Origin of the sequence: Achromobacter sp. UBA5777 (assembly GCF_002418565.1) — a bacterium.
Lineage (GTDB): Bacteria > Pseudomonadota > Gammaproteobacteria > Burkholderiales > Burkholderiaceae_B > Achromobacter > Achromobacter animicus.
This window is the reverse complement of record NZ_DIEJ01000221.1, coordinates 1-17,764: the sequence shown is the minus strand read 5'-3', so window position 1 is coordinate 17,764 and position 17,764 is coordinate 1. Positions and strand designations below refer to the sequence as shown.

Annotated in this window: 17 protein-coding genes; 8 read left to right on the top strand and 9 right to left on the bottom strand. The window is 66.5% G+C overall.

The window, feature by feature from the left end:
* Positions 1–15: 15 nt before the first annotated feature.
* Together B3446_RS18370 and B3446_RS18365 are read right to left on the bottom strand one after the other, a co-directional pair.
* Positions 16–711 (bottom strand): alpha/beta hydrolase, encoded by a 696-nt coding sequence (locus B3446_RS18370; protein WP_291383864.1) that lies wholly within the window; start codon positions 709–711, stop codon positions 16–18.
* 116 nt (positions 712–827) lie between these two features.
* Positions 828–1,760, bottom strand: coding sequence for a LysR family transcriptional regulator (locus tag B3446_RS18365; protein WP_291383863.1), 933 nt, complete (start codon positions 1,758–1,760; stop codon positions 828–830).
* 115 nt (positions 1,761–1,875) lie between these two features.
* On the opposite strand from B3446_RS18365, the gene B3446_RS18360 reads away from it, so the two are divergent.
* The 3 genes from B3446_RS18360 to B3446_RS18350 are packed head-to-tail and all read left to right on the top strand — an operon-like array spanning position 1,876 to position 4,540.
* Positions 1,876–2,412, top strand: a complete 537-nt coding sequence (locus B3446_RS18360) for a thiamine pyrophosphate-binding protein (protein WP_279971186.1) — start codon at positions 1,876–1,878, stop codon at positions 2,410–2,412.
* The gene (locus B3446_RS18355; protein ID WP_291383862.1) at positions 2,412–3,011 is read left to right on the top strand and encodes a thiamine pyrophosphate-dependent enzyme; all 600 of its coding nucleotides are present in this window, start codon (positions 2,412–2,414) and stop codon (positions 3,009–3,011) included. Before B3446_RS18360 ends, B3446_RS18355 begins: the two co-directional genes overlap by 1 nt.
* A gap of 50 nt (positions 3,012–3,061) precedes the next feature.
* Positions 3,062–4,540 (top strand): aldehyde dehydrogenase, encoded by a 1,479-nt coding sequence (locus tag B3446_RS18350; protein ID WP_291383861.1) that lies wholly within the window; start codon positions 3,062–3,064, stop codon positions 4,538–4,540.
* 59 nt (positions 4,541–4,599) lie between these two features.
* On the opposite strand, the gene B3446_RS18345 is transcribed toward B3446_RS18350, so the two are convergent.
* Positions 4,600–5,523, bottom strand: coding sequence for a LysR family transcriptional regulator (locus tag B3446_RS18345; RefSeq protein ID WP_191575858.1), 924 nt, complete (start codon positions 5,521–5,523; stop codon positions 4,600–4,602).
* 134 nt (positions 5,524–5,657) lie between these two features.
* Here B3446_RS18345 and B3446_RS18340 point away from each other — a divergent pair, with 134 nt between their 5' ends.
* The 4 genes from B3446_RS18340 (at position 5,658) to B3446_RS18325 (ending at position 9,847) form a co-directional block, all read left to right on the top strand.
* A complete protein-coding gene (locus B3446_RS18340; RefSeq protein ID WP_291383860.1) occupies positions 5,658–6,899 on the top strand; it encodes an aconitase X catalytic domain-containing protein in 1,242 nt (413 codons plus the stop codon).
* Positions 6,900–6,904: 5 nt separating this feature from the next.
* The gene (locus B3446_RS18335) at positions 6,905–7,324 is read left to right on the top strand and encodes an aconitase X swivel domain-containing protein (RefSeq protein ID WP_291383859.1); all 420 of its coding nucleotides are present in this window, start codon (positions 6,905–6,907) and stop codon (positions 7,322–7,324) included.
* Between the two features lie 105 nt (positions 7,325–7,429).
* A complete protein-coding gene (locus tag B3446_RS18330) occupies positions 7,430–8,419 on the top strand; it encodes a Bug family tripartite tricarboxylate transporter substrate binding protein (protein ID WP_291383858.1) in 990 nt (329 codons plus the stop codon).
* A gap of 144 nt (positions 8,420–8,563) precedes the next feature.
* Positions 8,564–9,847 carry a cystathionine gamma-synthase family protein gene (locus tag B3446_RS18325; protein ID WP_191575410.1) on the top strand — a complete coding sequence of 428 codons (1,284 nt, stop codon included), beginning with the start codon at positions 8,564–8,566 and terminating at the stop codon, positions 9,845–9,847.
* 57 nt (positions 9,848–9,904) lie between these two features.
* Here the strand turns inward: B3446_RS18325 and B3446_RS18320 are convergent, their stop codons facing one another.
* Positions 9,905–11,425 (bottom strand): MFS transporter, encoded by a 1,521-nt coding sequence (locus B3446_RS18320; protein WP_291383857.1) that lies wholly within the window; start codon positions 11,423–11,425, stop codon positions 9,905–9,907.
* A gap of 138 nt (positions 11,426–11,563) precedes the next feature.
* Here B3446_RS18320 and B3446_RS18315 point away from each other — a divergent pair, with 138 nt between their 5' ends.
* Complete coding sequence (locus B3446_RS18315) at positions 11,564–12,436, top strand: LysR family transcriptional regulator (protein ID WP_175121223.1); 873 nt, start codon at positions 11,564–11,566, stop codon at positions 12,434–12,436.
* Between the two features lie 37 nt (positions 12,437–12,473).
* On the opposite strand, the gene B3446_RS18310 is transcribed toward B3446_RS18315, so the two are convergent.
* The 5 genes from B3446_RS18310 to B3446_RS18290 all read right to left on the bottom strand — a co-directional run.
* Complete coding sequence (locus B3446_RS18310; protein WP_291383856.1) at positions 12,474–13,160, bottom strand: GntR family transcriptional regulator; 687 nt, start codon at positions 13,158–13,160, stop codon at positions 12,474–12,476.
* A 187-nt stretch (positions 13,161–13,347) separates the two neighbouring features.
* Positions 13,348–14,331, bottom strand: coding sequence for a tripartite tricarboxylate transporter substrate binding protein (locus tag B3446_RS18305; protein ID WP_056561896.1), 984 nt, complete (start codon positions 14,329–14,331; stop codon positions 13,348–13,350).
* 48 nt (positions 14,332–14,379) lie between these two features.
* On the bottom strand, positions 14,380–16,308 hold the full coding sequence (locus B3446_RS18300; protein WP_291383855.1) for an acyl-CoA synthetase: 1,929 nt from the start codon (positions 16,306–16,308) through the stop codon (positions 14,380–14,382).
* Between the two features lie 16 nt (positions 16,309–16,324).
* Positions 16,325–17,458 carry an acyl-CoA dehydrogenase family protein gene (locus B3446_RS18295; RefSeq protein WP_291383854.1) on the bottom strand — a complete coding sequence of 378 codons (1,134 nt, stop codon included), beginning with the start codon at positions 17,456–17,458 and terminating at the stop codon, positions 16,325–16,327.
* A 9-nt stretch (positions 17,459–17,467) separates the two neighbouring features.
* On the bottom strand, positions 17,468–17,764 hold a 297-nt coding region (locus B3446_RS18290), incomplete at its 5' end, for an acyl-CoA dehydrogenase family protein (protein ID WP_291383853.1).

Sequence of the window (17,764 nt, the reverse complement as noted above, 5' to 3'; positions counted from 1 at the left end):
GAAAAGGCGCCGCGATCAATCTGTACGAGCCTTGGCGGCCTCCTTGGGAAGATGCGCAAGGACCAGGGACAGCAGCAGGTCCTGCGAATGGTTGAAAAAGTGGTCCGCACCGGGCAAGACGATGATCGGATGGGAGGTGGGCCGTGCCCACGCCAGCAGCGGCTGCAAGGGCGCCTGCGTGTCCGATTCGCCATGGATCAGCACCACGTCGGCGGGCAAAGGCGGCGTGTCGTAAACCCGGTCGCCCTCGACGGCGCCGACCGGTAGGCCGGCCAGGATGGCGGCGGCAGGCGCGGCGTCCTGGTCGGTCAACGCGCGAATCGCGTGGGCCAGGGCGTAAGCGCCGAATGAAAAGCCAATGAGCGCCAGTGGCGTATCGGGGGACTCGGCGCGCACGGCATGCACGACGGCAAGAATGTCTTCGGCTTCGCCCAAGCCATGGTCATACACGCCGGCGCTGGCGCCCACGCCCCGAAAGCTCGGCCGTATCGCAAGCCATCCGGCGTCCCGGACGCCGTGCGCCAGTCTGTGCGGGATCTTGTGGCGAGGCGTGCCGCCCAACAGCGGCTGTGGATGGGTGACGATGGCCACCCCGACGCGCGGCGTGGCGGGGCGGTCAATCAGCAATTCCAGCGGGCCGGCCGGACCGGGGATCAGCCGTGTTTCCGTCCTTGCGCCGGCGATGAGTTCGATATCAATCAGGTGGGACATGTCGGCCAGAAAGCGCTGTCAGGTGCCCCAGATTAATCCGTTATGAAAAAGCCAAATAAATAGAATTTCGTGATGGGTTTCATCACGGCGGGAGATGGCGCGGACAGCGCACGGGGCTACTTGGCCAACCACCGGGCGGAAGGCCAGCGCGCATTGTGCACCGCATCGCGAGCGCATTGGATCAATTCGTTCATGACGCAATGCACGGAATTGGCGATGGGCCGGGTGGCGGGTTGCGCCAACACGATGCGCCGCACCAGCAGCGGATCCACGACCGGGGCGGCGGCCAGGATTGCGCGATCCACGTCGTCGGCCACGGCGATCGAGGGCAGGATGGTATAGCCGTGGCCGTCCAGCACCAGGCGCTTTTGCACGCTCATCGCATTGGTCTCGGCCACGATGTGCAGCTCGGTCTCTTGCGTGCGCGCGGCCTGTTCGACCAGCGAGCGCAATCCATGCGGCGCGCCCGGCAGCACAAGCGGCCGGCCGATGATGTCGGCCATGCGAACCGGCGTGCGGGTGTCGAGTCCGCTGTCCGGCGGGCCCACGAACCACAGGCTCTCCTCCAGCAAGGTGCGGAACTTCAGTGCGGGATTCGGCTTGGACTCGTACAGCAGCGCGATGTCCACGTCGCCGGTCTCCAGCCACGACTGCAGGTGTCCGGCATACCCAGACGTCAGCCGCAGGCGGATGCCGGGATAGTGGGCCGCCACGGCGGACAGCAACGCGCTGGACAGCATGTCGGCCGTGCTGGGCAGCAGGCCCACGGTGACGATGCCGCCCACCGTGCCGCTGGACGGCCGGATCTCGGCGCGGGCGCGGTCCAGTTCGTTCAGGGCGCGCCGCGCATAGTCCTCGAGCGTCTTGCCGGCATCCGTCAGTTCCATGCCAAGGCGGCCGCGCGTGAAGAGCGGCGTGCCGATATCGTCTTCCAGCAGCTTCAGTTGCCGGGAAACCGCCGGCTGCACGATGTTCAACAGGCGGGCGGCGCTGGTCACGCTGCCGGTCTCGGCCACGGTCACGAACGCCTTCAGTTGCTTCAAGTCCATCTGCGGCTCCGGGTATGCGCAAGGGTGATGATTTCCATCAGGAAATTCTATTTAGTTGGCGATTCTATAGCGATATAAGATGCCTCGCAGCACTTAGCCACCGGGAAATCCACTCATGACTACAACCACCACCGAGGCGCCTGCCTGGCAGCAAGCCGTGTTCGACGCGCTGAAAGCCGGCGGCGTCCGCCAGATCGCCTACGTGCCGGACGCCGGCCATTCCTATGCCATCCGGCAGGCGCAACTAGATCCGGAAATCATCGACGTGGTCCTGACCACGGAAGAAGAGGGCGTGGCCGTCGTCAGCGGCGCATGGCTGGGCGGCCAGCGCGCCGCGCTGCTGATGCAGAGCAGCGGCGTGGGCAATTGCGTGAACATGTTCTCGCTGCTGCGCAGTTGCAACTTTCCCTTTCTCACGCTGGTGACGATGCGGGGCGAGTACGCGGAGTTCAATCCCTGGCAGGGGCCGATGGGCAAGACTACCCAGCAGGCGCTTGAACTGATGGGCATCACGGTGCTGCGGGCATCGAACCCCGACGAGGTCGGAGAGATTGTCAGTGCGGCTGCCGATTCCGCATTTCTGGCCGGCGAGCAGGTAGCCGTCCTGCTGTCGCAAACCTTGATTGGACGTAAGAAGTGGGAGCGCAACTGATGTCGACCACCTTGAATGCTTCGGGCGCCGTGGACCGCCGCGCCTTCGTGTCGCAACTGATCGCGGCTTCGCCCGATGCGCTGATCGTCTCGGGCCTGGGGTCTCCGTCCTATGACGTTTTCGCCGCAGGGGACCGGGACCAGAACTTCTATCTGTGGGGCGCCATGGGCGGCGCCGTGGCGCTGGGCTTGGGCCTGGCCCTTGCTCAGCCGGATCGGCCCGTGCTCGTCATCACGGGTGACGGCGAACAGTTGATGGGCGTGGGGTCGCTGGGCACCGTCGGCGCCAAGCAGCCCGGGAATCTGACCATCGTGGTGCTGGACAACGGCCATTTCGGCGAGACCGGCATGCAGCGCAGCCACACCAGCCTGGGAACGGACCTGGTGGCCGTGGCGCAGGGGTTCGGCATCAAGGACGCATTTGCCGTCAGGGAAACGGGCAGGGCGGGCGAGGTCGCCGAGCGGGTGATGGCGCGTCGTGGCGTCGCTTTCGCCCAGGTGTTCATCAATCCGGACGAACCGCCGCGCGCGCTGCCGCCGCGCGATGGGGTGTACGTCAAAAACCGCTTTCGGGCCGCCCTGGGATTTTCGACCTTCTGAGCAGAGGCGGCCCCTGGGCTGCCATGCTGAATTCAGGCCGGGAGGCTGTGATGAAGACTTACTCAATGCGGATTGCGGGTGCGCCGGCCGCTGCCCTCTCGGGCGAATGGTTCGAGACGCAGAACCCCTACACCGGCGAGGCCTGGGCGCGGGTTGCCCGCGGGGCCGCGCAAGACGTCGATGTGGCGGTGCAGGCCGCCCACTTCGCCTTTTCGGCAGGACCGTGGGCGGAACTGACCGCCACCGAGCGCGGCAGGTTGCTGTACCGGCTGGCCGATCTCATCGAACGCGATGCGCGCAAGCTCGCGGAAACGGAAGTCCGGGACAACGGCAAGCTGTTCGCCGAGATGCTGGGACAGCTGACGTACCTGCCCCAATGGTTCCGCTACTACGGCGGCCTGGCGGACAAGATCCACGGGTCGACGCTGCCCTTGGACAAGAAGGGCTACTTCACTTACACGCGCCACGAACCGCTGGGCGTGGTGGCGGCGATCACGCCGTGGAATTCGTCTCTGTTGCTGCTGGGCTGGAAGATTGCGCCCGCGTTGGCGGCAGGGTGCACGGTGGTCGTGAAGCCGTCGGAGTTCACCTCCGCGTCGACGCTGGAGTTCGCGGAACTGTTCGACGAGGCGGGGTTTCCCCCGGGCGTGCTGAACGTGGTGACAGGTTATGGCCAGGAAGTGGGGGCCGCGCTGGTCCAGCACCCGCTGGTGCAAAAGGTCACCTTTACCGGGTCGGACCAGACCGGCCGCCTGATCAACGAGCAGGCCGCGCGTCTGCTCAAGCACACCTCGCTGGAACTGGGCGGCAAGTCGCCCAACATCGTCTTCGAGGATGCGGACCTGGAACAGGCCGTGTTCGGTGCGATCTCGGGCATCTTTGCGGCGAGCGGGCAAACCTGCATCGCGGGCTCGCGCCTGTTGCTCCAGGACAGCATCTACGATCGCTTTGTCGAAAAGCTGCTGTCGCTGGCGGGGGCCGCGCGCATGGGGGATCCGATGGATCCGGCCACGCAGGTCGGGCCTGTCACGACGCCGCCCCAATACCAGAAGGTGCTGGATTACATCCGCATCGCGCGGGACGAAGGGGCGACCCTGCTGCTGGGCGGCAAGGCCGCGCAACGGCCGGAATGCGGCAAGGGGTGGTTCGTGGAACCGACTATCTTCGGCGACGTGCGCAACGACATGCGCATCGCCCAGGAAGAAGTGTTCGGACCGGTGCTGTCCATCATCCGCTTCAAGGACGAAGCCGAGGCGCTGCGGATCGCCAATGATGTTCGGTTCGGACTGGCCGCTGCCGTGTGGACGCAGGACATCGCCCGCGCCATCCGGATGTCGGAGCGATTGAAGGCCGGCACGGTATGGGTGAACACGTACCGTGCGGTCAGCTTCATGGCGCCGTTTGGCGGCTACAAGGATTCGGGGCTGGGGCGCGAGAACGGCATGGACGCCGTCAAGGAGTTCCTGCAGGTCAAAAGCGTCTGGATCAACAGCGGGGCGACCGCCAGCAATCCGTTTGTGTTGCGTTGAGCCGGCAGGCAAGCCACGGGGGGCGGACCGCCTGCCTTTTTCCCGATTGCGCCGCCGTGTTACCCGTCGGGCGCCCGCGGCGCCTGCGCATCCGACTGGAAGATCTTGCCGAAATCGCATTGTTCCTGCGCCAGCGCCGCGATGGCGGAAATCAGGTTGCTGGGGCGGTCGCCGCGAAAGACCGCAGCGTAGGCGGCAGGCGGCAGGGCGGGCGTCACTGTCAGGATTTCCAGTGCGCCCGATTCCACCATCGGCGCCAGAAAGGTCTTGGGCAGGTAGCTGATGCCCATGCCTGAGATCGCCAGACCGATCAACGCCACCAGGCTGTTGCTCAACACGGTCTGCTCGGGCTGCACGCCCACCGAGCGAAACCACCGGTTGTAGAGCTGCCCCGTGCCTGAACGCTCGTCCTGCGTCAGCAGCCGGTGCTTGACGAGGTCCTGCACCTTGAGGCGCCGCCGCGGAGTCAGCCCCGGCTTGCACATCCACGAATTGACGACCTGCCCGACCCGCCGGGAAACGAAACGCTGGTCGTCGAACACGTCCGGCACGATCATGAGGTCCACCTCGTCGGCCAGCAGCTTGTCGCGCAGGATGGCGCTGGTATCGACGTGCGGCTCGATGATGACCCGGGGATAGCGCGCCTGGATGGCGCTCACCAGTCTAGGCAACCACGTCATGGCCGTCAGCTCCGTGATGCCGATGCGGACGTGGCGCTCCATGACGTCCGGGCGCTGAAACTGCTCGATGGCCGCATCGCGTTGTTCCAGCAGCCGTTTGGCCAGCAGGAACATTTCTTCGCCTTTCTCCGTCAGCCGGGCCGTGCGCAACGTGCGGTCAAAGAGCGGCGTGTCAAAGAGCGCTTCCAGTTCCTGCACGCGTTTGGATACCGCCGACTGCGTGGTGTGCAGCCGGTTGGCCGCCGGTGCAAAACCGCCAAGCTGGACGACCCAATACACGGCTTCGAGTTGCTTGAACGTGATCAACGGCGCCTCCTTCGTGGTCGGCAAAAAATCGAATTTGGGAATCTGATTGGATTCCAATTTATCGCTTTTTTTGATTTAACGCCGCGCTCAGAATTTGGGCCTGAGGATTCGAACGCATTGGAGGCGTGCATATGTTTCTTACGGAAGAAGAGTCGGCGATGCTGACGGGCGGCAAGGGACCGGCCGTGCAGAAGGCCATGGAGATCCTGGTGGCGCTGGGCGAGAGCTTTGGCGCCAAGCGCCTGCTGCAGGTCAGCAACGTTCATATGGCGGGTTCGTCCGTCCTCGTCGCGGAGGAAGCCGGGACGCGCTTTGTCGAAGACATCAAGCGGCAGGGCGGCACGTTCGTCACCCGGGTGACGACGAACCCGACGGCGGTCGATCCGGTGCAGTGGCGCGAGATCGGCATTCCCGAATCGGACAGCGCCCTGCAGACGCGCCTGACGGACGCTTACGCCGGCATGGGCGCCAACACCTGCAACACCTGTATTCCCTATCTGGTCGGCAACAGCCCGCGGTTCGGCGAACACATGGCATGGGGCGAGTCGTCGGCCGTGGTGTACGCCAATTCGGTGTGCGGCGCCCGCACCAATCGTGAGGGTGGACCCAGTGGGCTGGCCACGGCGCTGACGGGTCGCACGCCCGAGTACGGCTTTCACCTGACGGAGAACCGCTACGGGAAGCTGCTGGTCAAGGTCGAGACCACGCTCGACGACATGACCGATTACGGCACGCTGGGCTACTTTGCCGGCCGCATCGCCGGACAGGACACGCCGGTCTTCACGGGTATTCCTTCCGATCCCACGCTGGAGCAGTTGAAGGCGCTGAGCGCCGCGTTGGCGGCTTCCGGTGCGGTGAGCATGTTCCATGCGGTCGGCGTCACGCCCGAAGCGCCCACGCTTGAGGCGGCATTCGGCGGCAACGCGCCCGAAAAAGTGCTGGTGTTTGACGACGCCGAAAAGAAGAAGGCGGAGGCCGCGCTGAACAAAGAGCCGTCGGATCACGTGGACTGGATTCTGGTGGGCTGTCCGAATGCGTCGGTGCAGGAGATCCGCGAGGTGGCTGAGGCGCTCGAAGGCAAAAAGGTGCATCCGGAGGTCGCGCTGTGGGTCACCACGGCCGGCGCCATGTATGCCATGGCCGAGCGCATGGGGTACATCCAGACGATCAAGGACGCCGGCGGCACGGTCGTGCGGGAAACGTGCCCGTTCCTGGCCCGCAGCCGCGTGATCGCACCGGCCAAGGGCTATCGGACGTTGACTACCAACTCCGCCAAGATGGCGTTCTATGCGCCCGGCCAATTCGGCCTGCCCACGCATTACGGCAATCTCAATCGCGTCATGCAGGCCGCCGTCAGCGGCGTCTGGAGGTAAGCGTCATGATCCAAGCCAAACGCATCCTCACGGGGCGCAAGATCGTCAAGGGCAAGACCAGCGGACAGGCCGTCGTGACGGGAGAGGCGATCAGCTTCAACGGCGGCGTCGACAACATGACGGGCATCGTCACCGAACCCGGACACGAGCTGGAAGGCGTGAACATCGCCGGCAAGGTGCTGGTGTTTCTGACCGGCAAGGGATCGACCGGCGGCTCCTACAAGATCTACGACATGGTCTCGCGTGGCACGGCGCCGCTGGCGTTCGTGCAGGTGACCCCCGAGCCCATCACGACGATCGGCGCGATCATCGGCGCCATTCCCGTCGTGGCCGGGCTGGACGAAGACCCGACCAAGGCCATCGCCACGGGCGATTGGCTGGACGTGGATGCCGACGCAGGCACCGTCGTCGTGACACCGCAATAGCAGTTCGCACGCGGCGCCAGCCGCACCCTTCACCGGCCTTCGGGTAGTTGCGCGTACGACGCAACGCCCGGATCGGCCGTGCTTATTCCAATCAAGGAGACAACCATGACTTCACGCGCAATCATCGCCCTTGCCTTGGGCGCCTGTCTTGGCGCGGGCGCCCCGGCAGTGCATGCGGCTCAGCCCGACGCGGGCGCCGACTGGCCCACCCGCAAGGCCATCACGATGATCGTTCCCTTTGCGGCCGGCGGCAGCACGGATGCGACCGCGCGGCTGCTCGCCGAACATCTGTCGCGGCAACTCAAGCAACAGGTGGTCGTGGAGAACCGCGCGGGGGCGGGCAGCAACCTGGGATCGAGCGTGGCGGCGCGCGCTACGCCGGACGGCTACACGCTGCTGCTGGCGACCAGCACGATTGCCACCAATGTGACGCTGTACAAGAACATGGGCTTTGACCTGCGTCGCGATCTGATTCCCGTGTCGCAGATCGCGTCGATTCCGAACGTGCTGACCGTGAACAACAGCGTGCCGGCCAAGTCGCTCACGGAGTTCATCGCGCTGGTTCAGAAGAAAGACGCGCCGGTGAACTACGGCTCCGCGGGCAACGGGTCGGCCTCGCATCTGTCCGGCGCGCTGTTCAACGCGATGGCCAAGGGCGATATGGTCCATGTGGCGTACAAGGGTGGGGCGCCAGCGAATGTGGACCTGATGGGCGGCCAGGTGCAGGCGGTGTTTTCGCCGCTGGTTGAGGTGCTGTCGTACCTGGAAAGCGGCAAGCTGCGGGCGCTGGGGGTGACCACCCCTGAGCGCTCGCCGCGTCTGCCCGATGTGCCGGCGGTGGGCGAAGCGCTTCCGGGCTTCGATGTGTCGTTGTGGAACGGTGTGTTCGTGCCTGCCGGCACGCCGCCTGCTGTCGTCGATCGGCTCGCCCAGGCCCTGAAGTCGGTAACGCAGGAGCCCGGCTTCCGCAAGGTGCTGCTGGATCAGGGATCCGCGCCCACGAGCCAATCGCCGGCGCAATTCAAGGCCTTCCTGGACCAGGAAATCGATAAGTGGGCCAAGTTGGTGAAGCTGTCCGGGGCGACGGTGGATTAAGGCCAGCGCCGCCTCTTCTGCATCCGCTGTTGCCGGCGTGCGCACGTCACAACCTGCAATATCTCCCCCGCGTCGCGGCGTTATCGTCTGGGAGATGCGTGACGCGCCCGCCCGGTCGGCTGGAACACCAGAGAGAGGCACACCATGACGTACTCGAGCTATCACAAGAAAGACATCTTCGGCCGCCCCTTGCATGCCGAAACGCAGATGATGTCCTATGGCTACGATCCCTATCTGTCCGAGGGGGCGGTCAAGCCGCCGGTGTTTCTGACGTCCACCTTCGCGTTCCGCACGGCCGAGGACGGCGCCGCGTTTTTTGATCTGGTGTCCGGCCGCAAGCCCTTGCCGCAGGGCGAGACGGCGGGGCTGGTGTACAGCCGGTTCAATCACCCGAACCTGGAGATCGTGGAAGATCGGCTGTCGCTGCTGGATGGCTCGCAGGATGCCGCCGTGACTTCCAGCGGCATGTCCGCGATCAGCGCGGTGCTCATGGCCTTTCTGCGACCGGGCGACCAGCTGGTGCAATCCGTGCCGCTCTATGGCGGCACCGAGACGCTGATCGGCAAGATCTTTCCGGAGTGGGGTGTCGGTTCATATCCCGTGGCGGACGGGCTTTCGCCGCGCAACATGCGCTTGGCGCTGGACGCGGCCGCTGCCAAGGGGCCGGTCAAGCTCTTTTATGTGGAGACGCCCGCCAATCCGACCAACGCGCTGTTCGATTTCGAGGCCATGAAGAACGAGCTGGATGCGTTTCAGACGCGACACGGCTACCGGCCGATTTCGGTGTGCGACAACACGCTGCTCGGGCCGATCTTCCAGAAGCCGGCGGAGCACGGGGTGGACCTGTCGGTGTACTCGCTGACCAAGTACGTGGGCGGACATAGCGATCTGGTGGCGGGGGCGGTCACCGGCAGCAAGGAGCTCATCAAGAAGGTGCGCGCCATTCGCAGCGCCTTCGGGTCGCAACTGGATCCGCATTCGTGCTGGATGATCACGCGGTCGATGGAAACGGTGGTCCTGCGCATGAAGCAGGCGGCGCGCACGGCGACCCGCGTTGCGGAGTGGCTGGCGGGCAATCCGCATGAAAAGGTGCAGGTGTTCCACCCGGAACTGATTACGGATCGCGCCTATCAGGAGGTCTACAAGCGCCAATGCACCGGGCCGGGTTCAACCTTCGCCTTCGTGCTGGAGGGCGGCCGCGATCGCGCGTTCCGCTTCATCAATGCGCTGCATCTGTTTCGCTCGGCAGTCAGCCTGGGCGGCACTGAGACGCTGGTGTGTCACCCGGCGTCGACCACGCATTCTGGGGTGCCCGCGGCGGAGCGCGATGCCGCGGGCGTGTCCGAAGGCCTGATCCGCGTGTCGATCGGCCTGGAGCACGAGGAAGACCTGATCGCGGACCTGGACCACGCATTCCGCAACGGCTGATTGGTGCGGGCAGTGCGGCCGCACGTCGGCGCGCAGTTCCCGACGCGCCCCGCGGCTTCAGCCCGGCTGCACCGCCCGGCGGGCGCGGTTCAGCAGCACGAACGCGGCGGTGCCCAGCAGCATGATCGTGGCGGTGGCGATCACCGCGGCGTAGCCCGTCTCAAAGGCGGCGCGCGCCATCTCGGTCAGCGTGGCCGCCAGATCGGCGGGGAGGCGTTCGGCGACGACGAGCGCTTCGTCCAGGCTGTCGCGCGCGGCGCCGGTCGCTGCCACGCCCGCCGGCACGGACAGCGACTGCGCGTACACGCCCGACAGGATCGAACCCATCAGCGTCACGCCCAGCGCGCCGCCCAGTTCATACGAGACTTCCTCGATCGACGCGGCCATGCCGGCGCGTTCGGGCGAGGCGCTTTGCATGATGGTGCTGGACGCGGCCGTCATGGTGGCGCCGATGCCCAGGCCCAGCACGCAAAGGCTGATCATCTGCGGGATGACCGCCGCATCGTAGGTCAGGAGGTACCCGCCCATGCCAGCGCCTGACACCAGCAGCGACAGGAACAGCATGCGCCGGCTGCCCACGCGCCCGAGCAACAGGCCCGCGAGCGGCCCGGCGACAAAGGCGGCCAGCGGCAGCGGCAGGATGAACAGCGCGGACTGGATCGGCGACATGCCCAGCACCAGTTGCAAGCGTTGGCTGAACACCAGCTCCATGCCCAGCAGCGCCGCGGCGGCAAACAAGGCGGCGGCCACGGCCGAACTGAAGGACGCGTTGCGGAAGATGGCGAAGTCGATCAGCGGATAGGGCCGCCGCCGCTGACGGCGCACGAAAACGGCCAGGATGGCGGCGCCCGCCGCGCAGGCCACGATGGCATGCAGCCAGGACGGCGACGCGCGCCCCAGTTCCTTGAGCGCGTAGGCAGACAGGATCATGCCCGCCATCACCTGCAATGAGCCGACCAGATCCCACGGCCGCGACGCATCGGGCTGGCTTGCCGGGATGAACCGCCAGGCCAGCGGCAACGCCAGCAGCACGATGGGAACGTTGATGAGAAACACCGAACCCCACCAGAAATGCTCCAGCAGCAGGCCACCCACGACGGGTCCGAGGGCGGCGCCGCCCGAGGCGACCGACGCCCAGACGCCAATGGCCACGGCGCGCTCGCGCTCGTCGGCAAAGGCCAGCCGCAGGATGGACAGTGTGGCGGGCATCATCATCGCCGCGCCCACACCGAGTAGCGCGCGGGCCGCGATCAGGACAACCGCGCCGGGCGAATAGGCGGCGGCGAGCGACGCCGCGCCGAACACGGCCAGCCCCATCATGAAGAGCCGCTTGTGGCCCAGCCGGTCGCCCAGCGTGCCCATGCCCAGCAACAGGCCGGACACGACCAGCGCGTATACGTTCACGATCCACAGCTTGGCGGATGCGGTGACGCCCAGTTCGTGGGTGAGCCGCGGCAGGGCGGTGTAAAGGACCGTCATGTCGACGACGATCAGCAGCAAGGCGCTGGACACGATGGCCAGCACGAGCCAACGGTCGGGGGTGGCCGCGGCAACAGCGTTCGAATGAGTCCGCTGCATGGTTCTACTCCTTTGAAAACCGTGCTTCCGGGGCGCGGCGTGCCCGCTCGGGATCACGGGCTGGCATTATCCATCTATATATCCGCCATAAAAAGTTGGATTGCATCTATAAAATCGATGGATTGACAGGAGGACACCATGCAATGGACCTTGGACCAACTACGGCAATTCGTGGCGGCGGCGGAGGCCGGGTCGTTCTCGGCGGCGGCGCGCCGCATCGGACGTGCCCAGTCCGCGGTCAGCACGGCGGTCGGCCTGCTGGAGGCGGACCTGGGCGTCGAACTGTTTGACCGGTCGCGGCGCAACGCGGTGCTGACGCCGGCCGGCGAGGTGATGCTGCTGGAAGCGAAAGAGTTGCTGCGCCAGGCGGGCGGGCTGTCGCAGCGCGCGCTGGCATTTGCCGGCGGTCAGGAGGCGCGACTGTCGATTGCGCTGGACGAGGCCTTGCCGTATCTGGTGCTGGGCGCGTTGGCGTTGGAACTGGCTGAGCGATTCCCGGCGCTTGAGCTGACGCAGTTGAACGGCACCGCGACCGAGGTTGCCGATTACGTGCGGCAGGGCCGGGCCAGCATCGCGTTCCACTTCGACCGGGGCGACCCCGGCAGCGACTTTGCGCACCGTTCGCTGGGCAACGTGGCGCAAGGGATCTTCGTGGCGTCGGGCCATCCGCTGGCTGCGCTGCCGCAGGTGTCGCGCGAGGACCTGGCGCGGCACCGCCAGCTTGTCATGCAGATGGAGGGCGTGGAAGACATGGTGCTCAGTCCCACGGTGTGGCGCACGGACAGCTTCTACAGCATCGCGGGCATGGTGGCCGACGGCCTGGGCTTTGCGATCCTGCCGCTGAACATCGCGGAATACGAGAGCTTCAGCACTACGCTGACACCGGTGCCGTGCGCGGAACTGGCGTTGCCGATGCTGTCCGTGCGCACGTTGTGGCTGCAAGGGGCGGTCCTGAACGAGACCGAGCGCTGGCTTCAGCAGCGCATGGAGCAATTGCTGCGGGCGGGATAGCGCTGCGGGGCGGAAAGCGCGTCAGGCCAGCCGCGCCTCAGCTGAGCAGCGCGGCAACCAGATCGCTACCCGCCTGCCGGTTACCGCTGAAATCCAGCGCGGCCAGCACGTGTTCCAGGTGTTCGTCCATCAGGGCGCAGGCGCGATCGGCATCGCCGGCGCGCGCCGCCTCGATGAAGGCGTGATGCTCGCGCGACGAGCAATTGGCGTCGTGGGAGCTTTGGTACAGCACGGTGATCACCGCGCTGCGCGCCGACAATTCGCGCAGCATGCCGGTCAGCACAGAGTTGCCGACGGTTTCGGCAAGCAGGATGTGGAACTGGCTGAGCAACCGGTTTCTCGCCTGCACGTCGCCGCTTTCCAGCGCCAGGCGTTCCTCGGCCAGATGCGCATCAATGCGGCGGAAGTCGGCGGTCTTGGCGCAGGCGACGAATTCCCGGGCCAATGCCGCTTCCAGGATGCGCCGCACGGCGTAGACCTCGCGCGCCTCGTTCGCGTCGGGCTTGCTGACGAAGGCGCCCTTGTCCGGAACGATGTTGATGAGCTTGTCCTTGGACAGCATCAGGAGCGCGGCGCGGATCTTGGTGCGGCTGACCTTGTAGACCCGGGCCAGGGCCTCCTCGCGCAGCCGGGTGCCGGGCGGAAGCTTGTGCGCCACGATGGCGGCGGACACTTCCTTGGCGATGTCGTCGGCGCTGGGGTCTGGCTGGACGTCCTGATTCATGAGGCGCGGCAGGGCTGCCGGTAGCGGGAAATCGTCGGGCAGCCAGTCTAACAAAAGCCGGCCGGGGCGGCAGACATTTCTTGCATACAAAATCTGTCTGCACGCTGCGGGCTGCATGCGGACCAGCGCGGCACCGCTTGCCAGCCGCCCCTCGTCGTCCCGGCGCCTGTCCTGCCAGCTTGTCCCGCTACTTGGCCATCAGCCCCAGGTTTTCGATCAATGCCTTTTCCTTGACGAAGGTGGCCTGCGCCCAGGCCTTGTAGTCCTCGCTGCTGCGGTACGCCGGTTCCTGATTGAGCTGCTTCATGACGTCCATGCTGGCCTGGTCGAACAGCGCCTTCTTGAACGCGTCATGCAGGATCTTCACGACCGCCGGGTCCATGCCCTTGGGTCCGGCCAGGCCATACGGCGACGTGGACACGACCTTGTAGCCCAGCTCTTGCGCGGTCGGCACGTCGGGCCAGCGCGTGGTGCGCTTTTCGCCAAAGGTGACCAGCAGCCGCATCTTGCCGGAATCGACGAACTGGTCCCAGCCGGTGGCGTCGCTCTGCGCCATGACGTGGCCGCCCAGCAGCGCCTGCTGCATGTCGGCGTTGCCCTTGAACGGCACGTGGTTGAGCTTGACGTTGGCGTTGATGGCGATCTCTTCGATGATCAGGTGCGGCGACGAACCAATGCCGGTCGAGCCGTAATCGATCTTGCCGGGCGCCTTGCGTGCCGCCTCGATGTATTCGTTGAAGGTCTTGTACGGCGAATCGGACCGCACCGTGAAGCCAAAGGTGTAGCCCGACAGGCCCAGGATGAAGGTGAAGTCGTTGATCGGATCCCAGCTGCTTTTCTGCATGTAAGGCATGCGCAGCATCGCCAGGGTGTACAGGGCGATGGTGTAGCCGTCCGGCTTGGCGGTCTTGGCCATGGTCGCCGTGCCCAGCGTGCCGCCCGCGCCCGGGCGGTTTTCCACGATGACGGGCTGGCCCAGGTGTTTGGAGGCGTCCTGCGCCACGATCCGCAGGTGGCGGTCGGTCGAGCCGCCGGCCGGGAAAGGCACGATCAGGGTGATGGGCTTGGTGGGAAAGTCCGTCTGGGCGCTGGCGGAAAAGGGCAAGGCGGCGCTTGCCAGCGTGAGCGTCAGGGCGGCGAGGACAGCGCGTCGCAGGGGAAGTCGGGTCATATTGTTTGTCTCCTGGTGGTTTGCCTGATGGTTGTTATGGGCGGCCGGTCAGTCGCGCAAGTCGACCTTGACGGGCAGCCGGGACAGCGCTTCGCGCAGCTGGGCTTTCAGCGGCGCGGGCGCACCGGCGCCGGCTTCTACGGCGACATCCGGTTGCGCATCGGCCAGCACGCGGAAGACGGGATCGTCTTGCGCGCGGCCAGCCGCTTGCAGGGTGCGCGCCACCACGGCCTCGACCGACACGGCGGTCGCCAGGCGGCGCAAATCGGGTTTGTAGATCTTGCCCACGTTGGTCATCGGCATGGTGTCCAGCACGACGACCCGCTTGGGCCGCGCGGGGCCTTCGTCCACGTGCTCAGCGGCGTAAGCCACCAGTTCCGCCTCGGTCACCTCGCTGCCTTCGGCCAGCGTGACGAAGGCGATGGGCAATTCGCCCGCGTAGGCGTCGGGGGCGCCTACCGCTGCGCAAAGCTGCACGGCGGGGTGCCTGGCAAGGGCGTCCTCAATGGTCTTGGGGTCGATGTTGTGGCCGCCGCGGATGATCAGATCCTTGGCGCGGCCCTGAAGATGCAGCCGGCCTTCGGCATCCAGGACGCCCACGTCGCCGCTGATGAGCCAGCCGTCTTCGGTAAAGGCGCGCGCGGTGTCGTCGGGGTCCAGAAAACCGGGGATGACGTTGGGCGCCTTGATCAGCACCATGCCCGGCGTGCCGGGCGGCAGGTCGCGCGCGGGCTGGCCCGCGGGCATGTCCAGGCTGACGATGCGGATCTGCACGTAAGGCAGCGGGAACCCCACGCAGTTGACCGGGAATTCGCAGCCGGGAGGCGAGATCGAGGTGATGCCCGCCATCTCGGTCATGCCCAGGCTTTCGCTGACGTGCAGGCCGAAGAGGCGCTTGAAGCGCGCGGCCAGCTCGGCGGGCAGGGGCGCGGCGCCGGTGCGGCAGTAGCGCAGTGACGAAATGTCGGCGCCGGCCAGCGGCACCTCGGCCAACGCGGCCAGGATGGTCGGTACGCCCTGCAGGGACGTGGCGCGGTGCTTTTCGACAAGGCGCCAGTAATTGCGCAGCACGTCGCGGTTGCGCAGCAGCAGGGTGGTGGGAATGACGGTCTCGACGCCGGACGACAACGCCGCCAGCGATGCCGGCAGCACCCCCGCCACATGAAACAGCGGATAGCCGTTGATGACCACGTCGCCGGGACCTGCGTTTTGCAGCTGCACGGCCGCCCACGCGGAAAACACCTGATTGGCGTGCGTGTGGATCGCCAGCTTGGGCGCGCCCGTGGTGCCGCCCGTGTGGAAATAGGCGGCCACGTCGCTGGCGCGGATGACGCGTTCGCTGACCAGCCGGTCGGAAGGCTGGGCCGCGCGCGCGGCATTGAAATCCAGCGCGAAGTCCGGCAACGCGGGACGGTCCGCGTCGGCTTCCTGCCACGGCGCCACGCGCAACAGCGACTTCAGGGTCGGCACGCGCTCCATCAGGCGCAGCGCCTTGGACCACGAACCGCACTCCACGTCGGATCCATAGGCGATCAGCGCCTTGGCGCCGGCCGTCGTCATCAGCGACGCCAGCTTGTCTTCGGTGAGCAGCGGATTGAGCGGTTGAACAATGCCGGCCGCCTCGCCGCCCCAGAGGGCAAGGTGGTATTCCAGGCAACCGGGCAGCAGCACGCCCACGGCGTCGCCTTCGCGGATGCCCAGGCTGTGCAGCAGGTTGGCGGTCTGGTGGATGCCGGCCAGCAGGTCCTGATAGGTCCAGCTGATGGCGTCGTCGGCGGGGTCCGCGCTGCGCAGGAAGGTCAGCGCGCGCCGGTCGCCGAACGCGGCCGCGGAATTGCAGAAGATCTCGTAGGTGCTTTGCACCGTCAGCGTTTCTTCCAGCGGCCGCGCCTGCAGCCGCTGGACGTCCTCTACGGTGCGCACCGGGAACGGCGCGGCGAAGGGGCGGGAGAGGGTGGCGGAACGGGATTCGATCATGGCCGTGCGTCCCCGCTCATGCCTGCCCCAGCGCAATGTAGCGGCGCAGGTGATGGTCTTCGTCGCCCAACTGATGGTCGATCATGATCAGGCGCTTGGCGTAGTGCGCCAGCGGCAACTCCCAGGTCATGCCGATACCGCCATGCAGCTGGATGCATTCTTCGGCCACCAGTGTGCCGATGCGCCCGATGGTGACCTTGGCGGCCGACAGCGCGCGTTCGCGCGTGACGCGATCGGGGTGGTCGACGGCGGCGGCCGCGTTGATGACGGCCGAACGCGCCTGTTCGATCTCCAGCAGCACGTCGGCCATGCGATGCTGCAAGGCCTGGAAGCTGCCAAGCGGTGCGCCGAACTGGCGGCGCGTGCGCAGGTATTCCAGCGTGGCGTCGCGCGCGCACTCCATCGCGCCCACGGCCTCGGCGCACAGCGCCAGGATGCCGCGTCCCACGGCGCGTTCCAGCAGGGGGTAACCGGCGTCCGCTTCGCCCAGCAACGCGCCGGGTCCAAGCTGCACGTTGTCCAGCACCAGCTCCGCGGCGCGCCCGCCGTCGATCAGGCCGTAGCCCCGCAGGCTCAGGCCGGGCGTCGCCTTGGTCACCAGAAAGAGGCTGATGCCGGCCTCATCGTCGTCGGCGCCCGACGTGCGCGCCGACACCAGGAAGAGATCCGCGTGTTCGCCCGCGTAGACGACGGCCTTGGCGCCATTGAGCACCCAGCCGTCGGCGCTGCGTTGCGCACGCGTCTGCACCTGGTTGAGGTCGTAGCCGGATTGCGGTTCGGCTTGGGCCAGCGCGGCGGTCAGGCTGCCGGCGATCAGGCCTTCCAGTGCCTCGCGCTGTTCGGGCGTGCCCTTTGATGCGATCGCGCTGCCCACCATCACCGCATCCAGGAAGGGTTCCACGACCATGCCGCGGCCCAGCGCTTCAAAGACGACGGAGATGTCAAAGCCCGCGCCGCCCAGCCCGCCGTCCGCCTCGGTGAACAGCGCGCCGATGGCGCCCAGCTCTGCGTAGCGTTGCCAGAACTCGGCGCTGTACCCCTGCGGCGATTCAGCGTGGCGCATGCGGGTGGCAAAGTCGTATTGCTCGGCGACAAAGCGGCGCAGCATGTCCGAGAGCATGCGCCGGTCTTCGGTGTGTTCGAAATTCATGGCCAGCCCTTACAGTCCAAGGATCATCTTGGAGATGATGTTCTTCTGGATTTCATTGGAGCCGCCGAAGATCGACAGCTTGCGGTTGTTGAAGTACTGCGCCGCGGCGCTGTTGGCGCCGTCCGGGCCGATGGGCGGCGCGTCGTAGCCGTCGTGCAGCGCCTCGGGCACGAAGGGGCGCGCGTACGGGCCCATGGCGCGGCGGTTCAAGGCGCTGATCTCCTGGCGGATCTGCGTCCCGCGGATCTTCAGCATCGAACTCTCCGCGCCGGGCGCGCCGCCGCCGGCCACGGCCGCGACCACGCG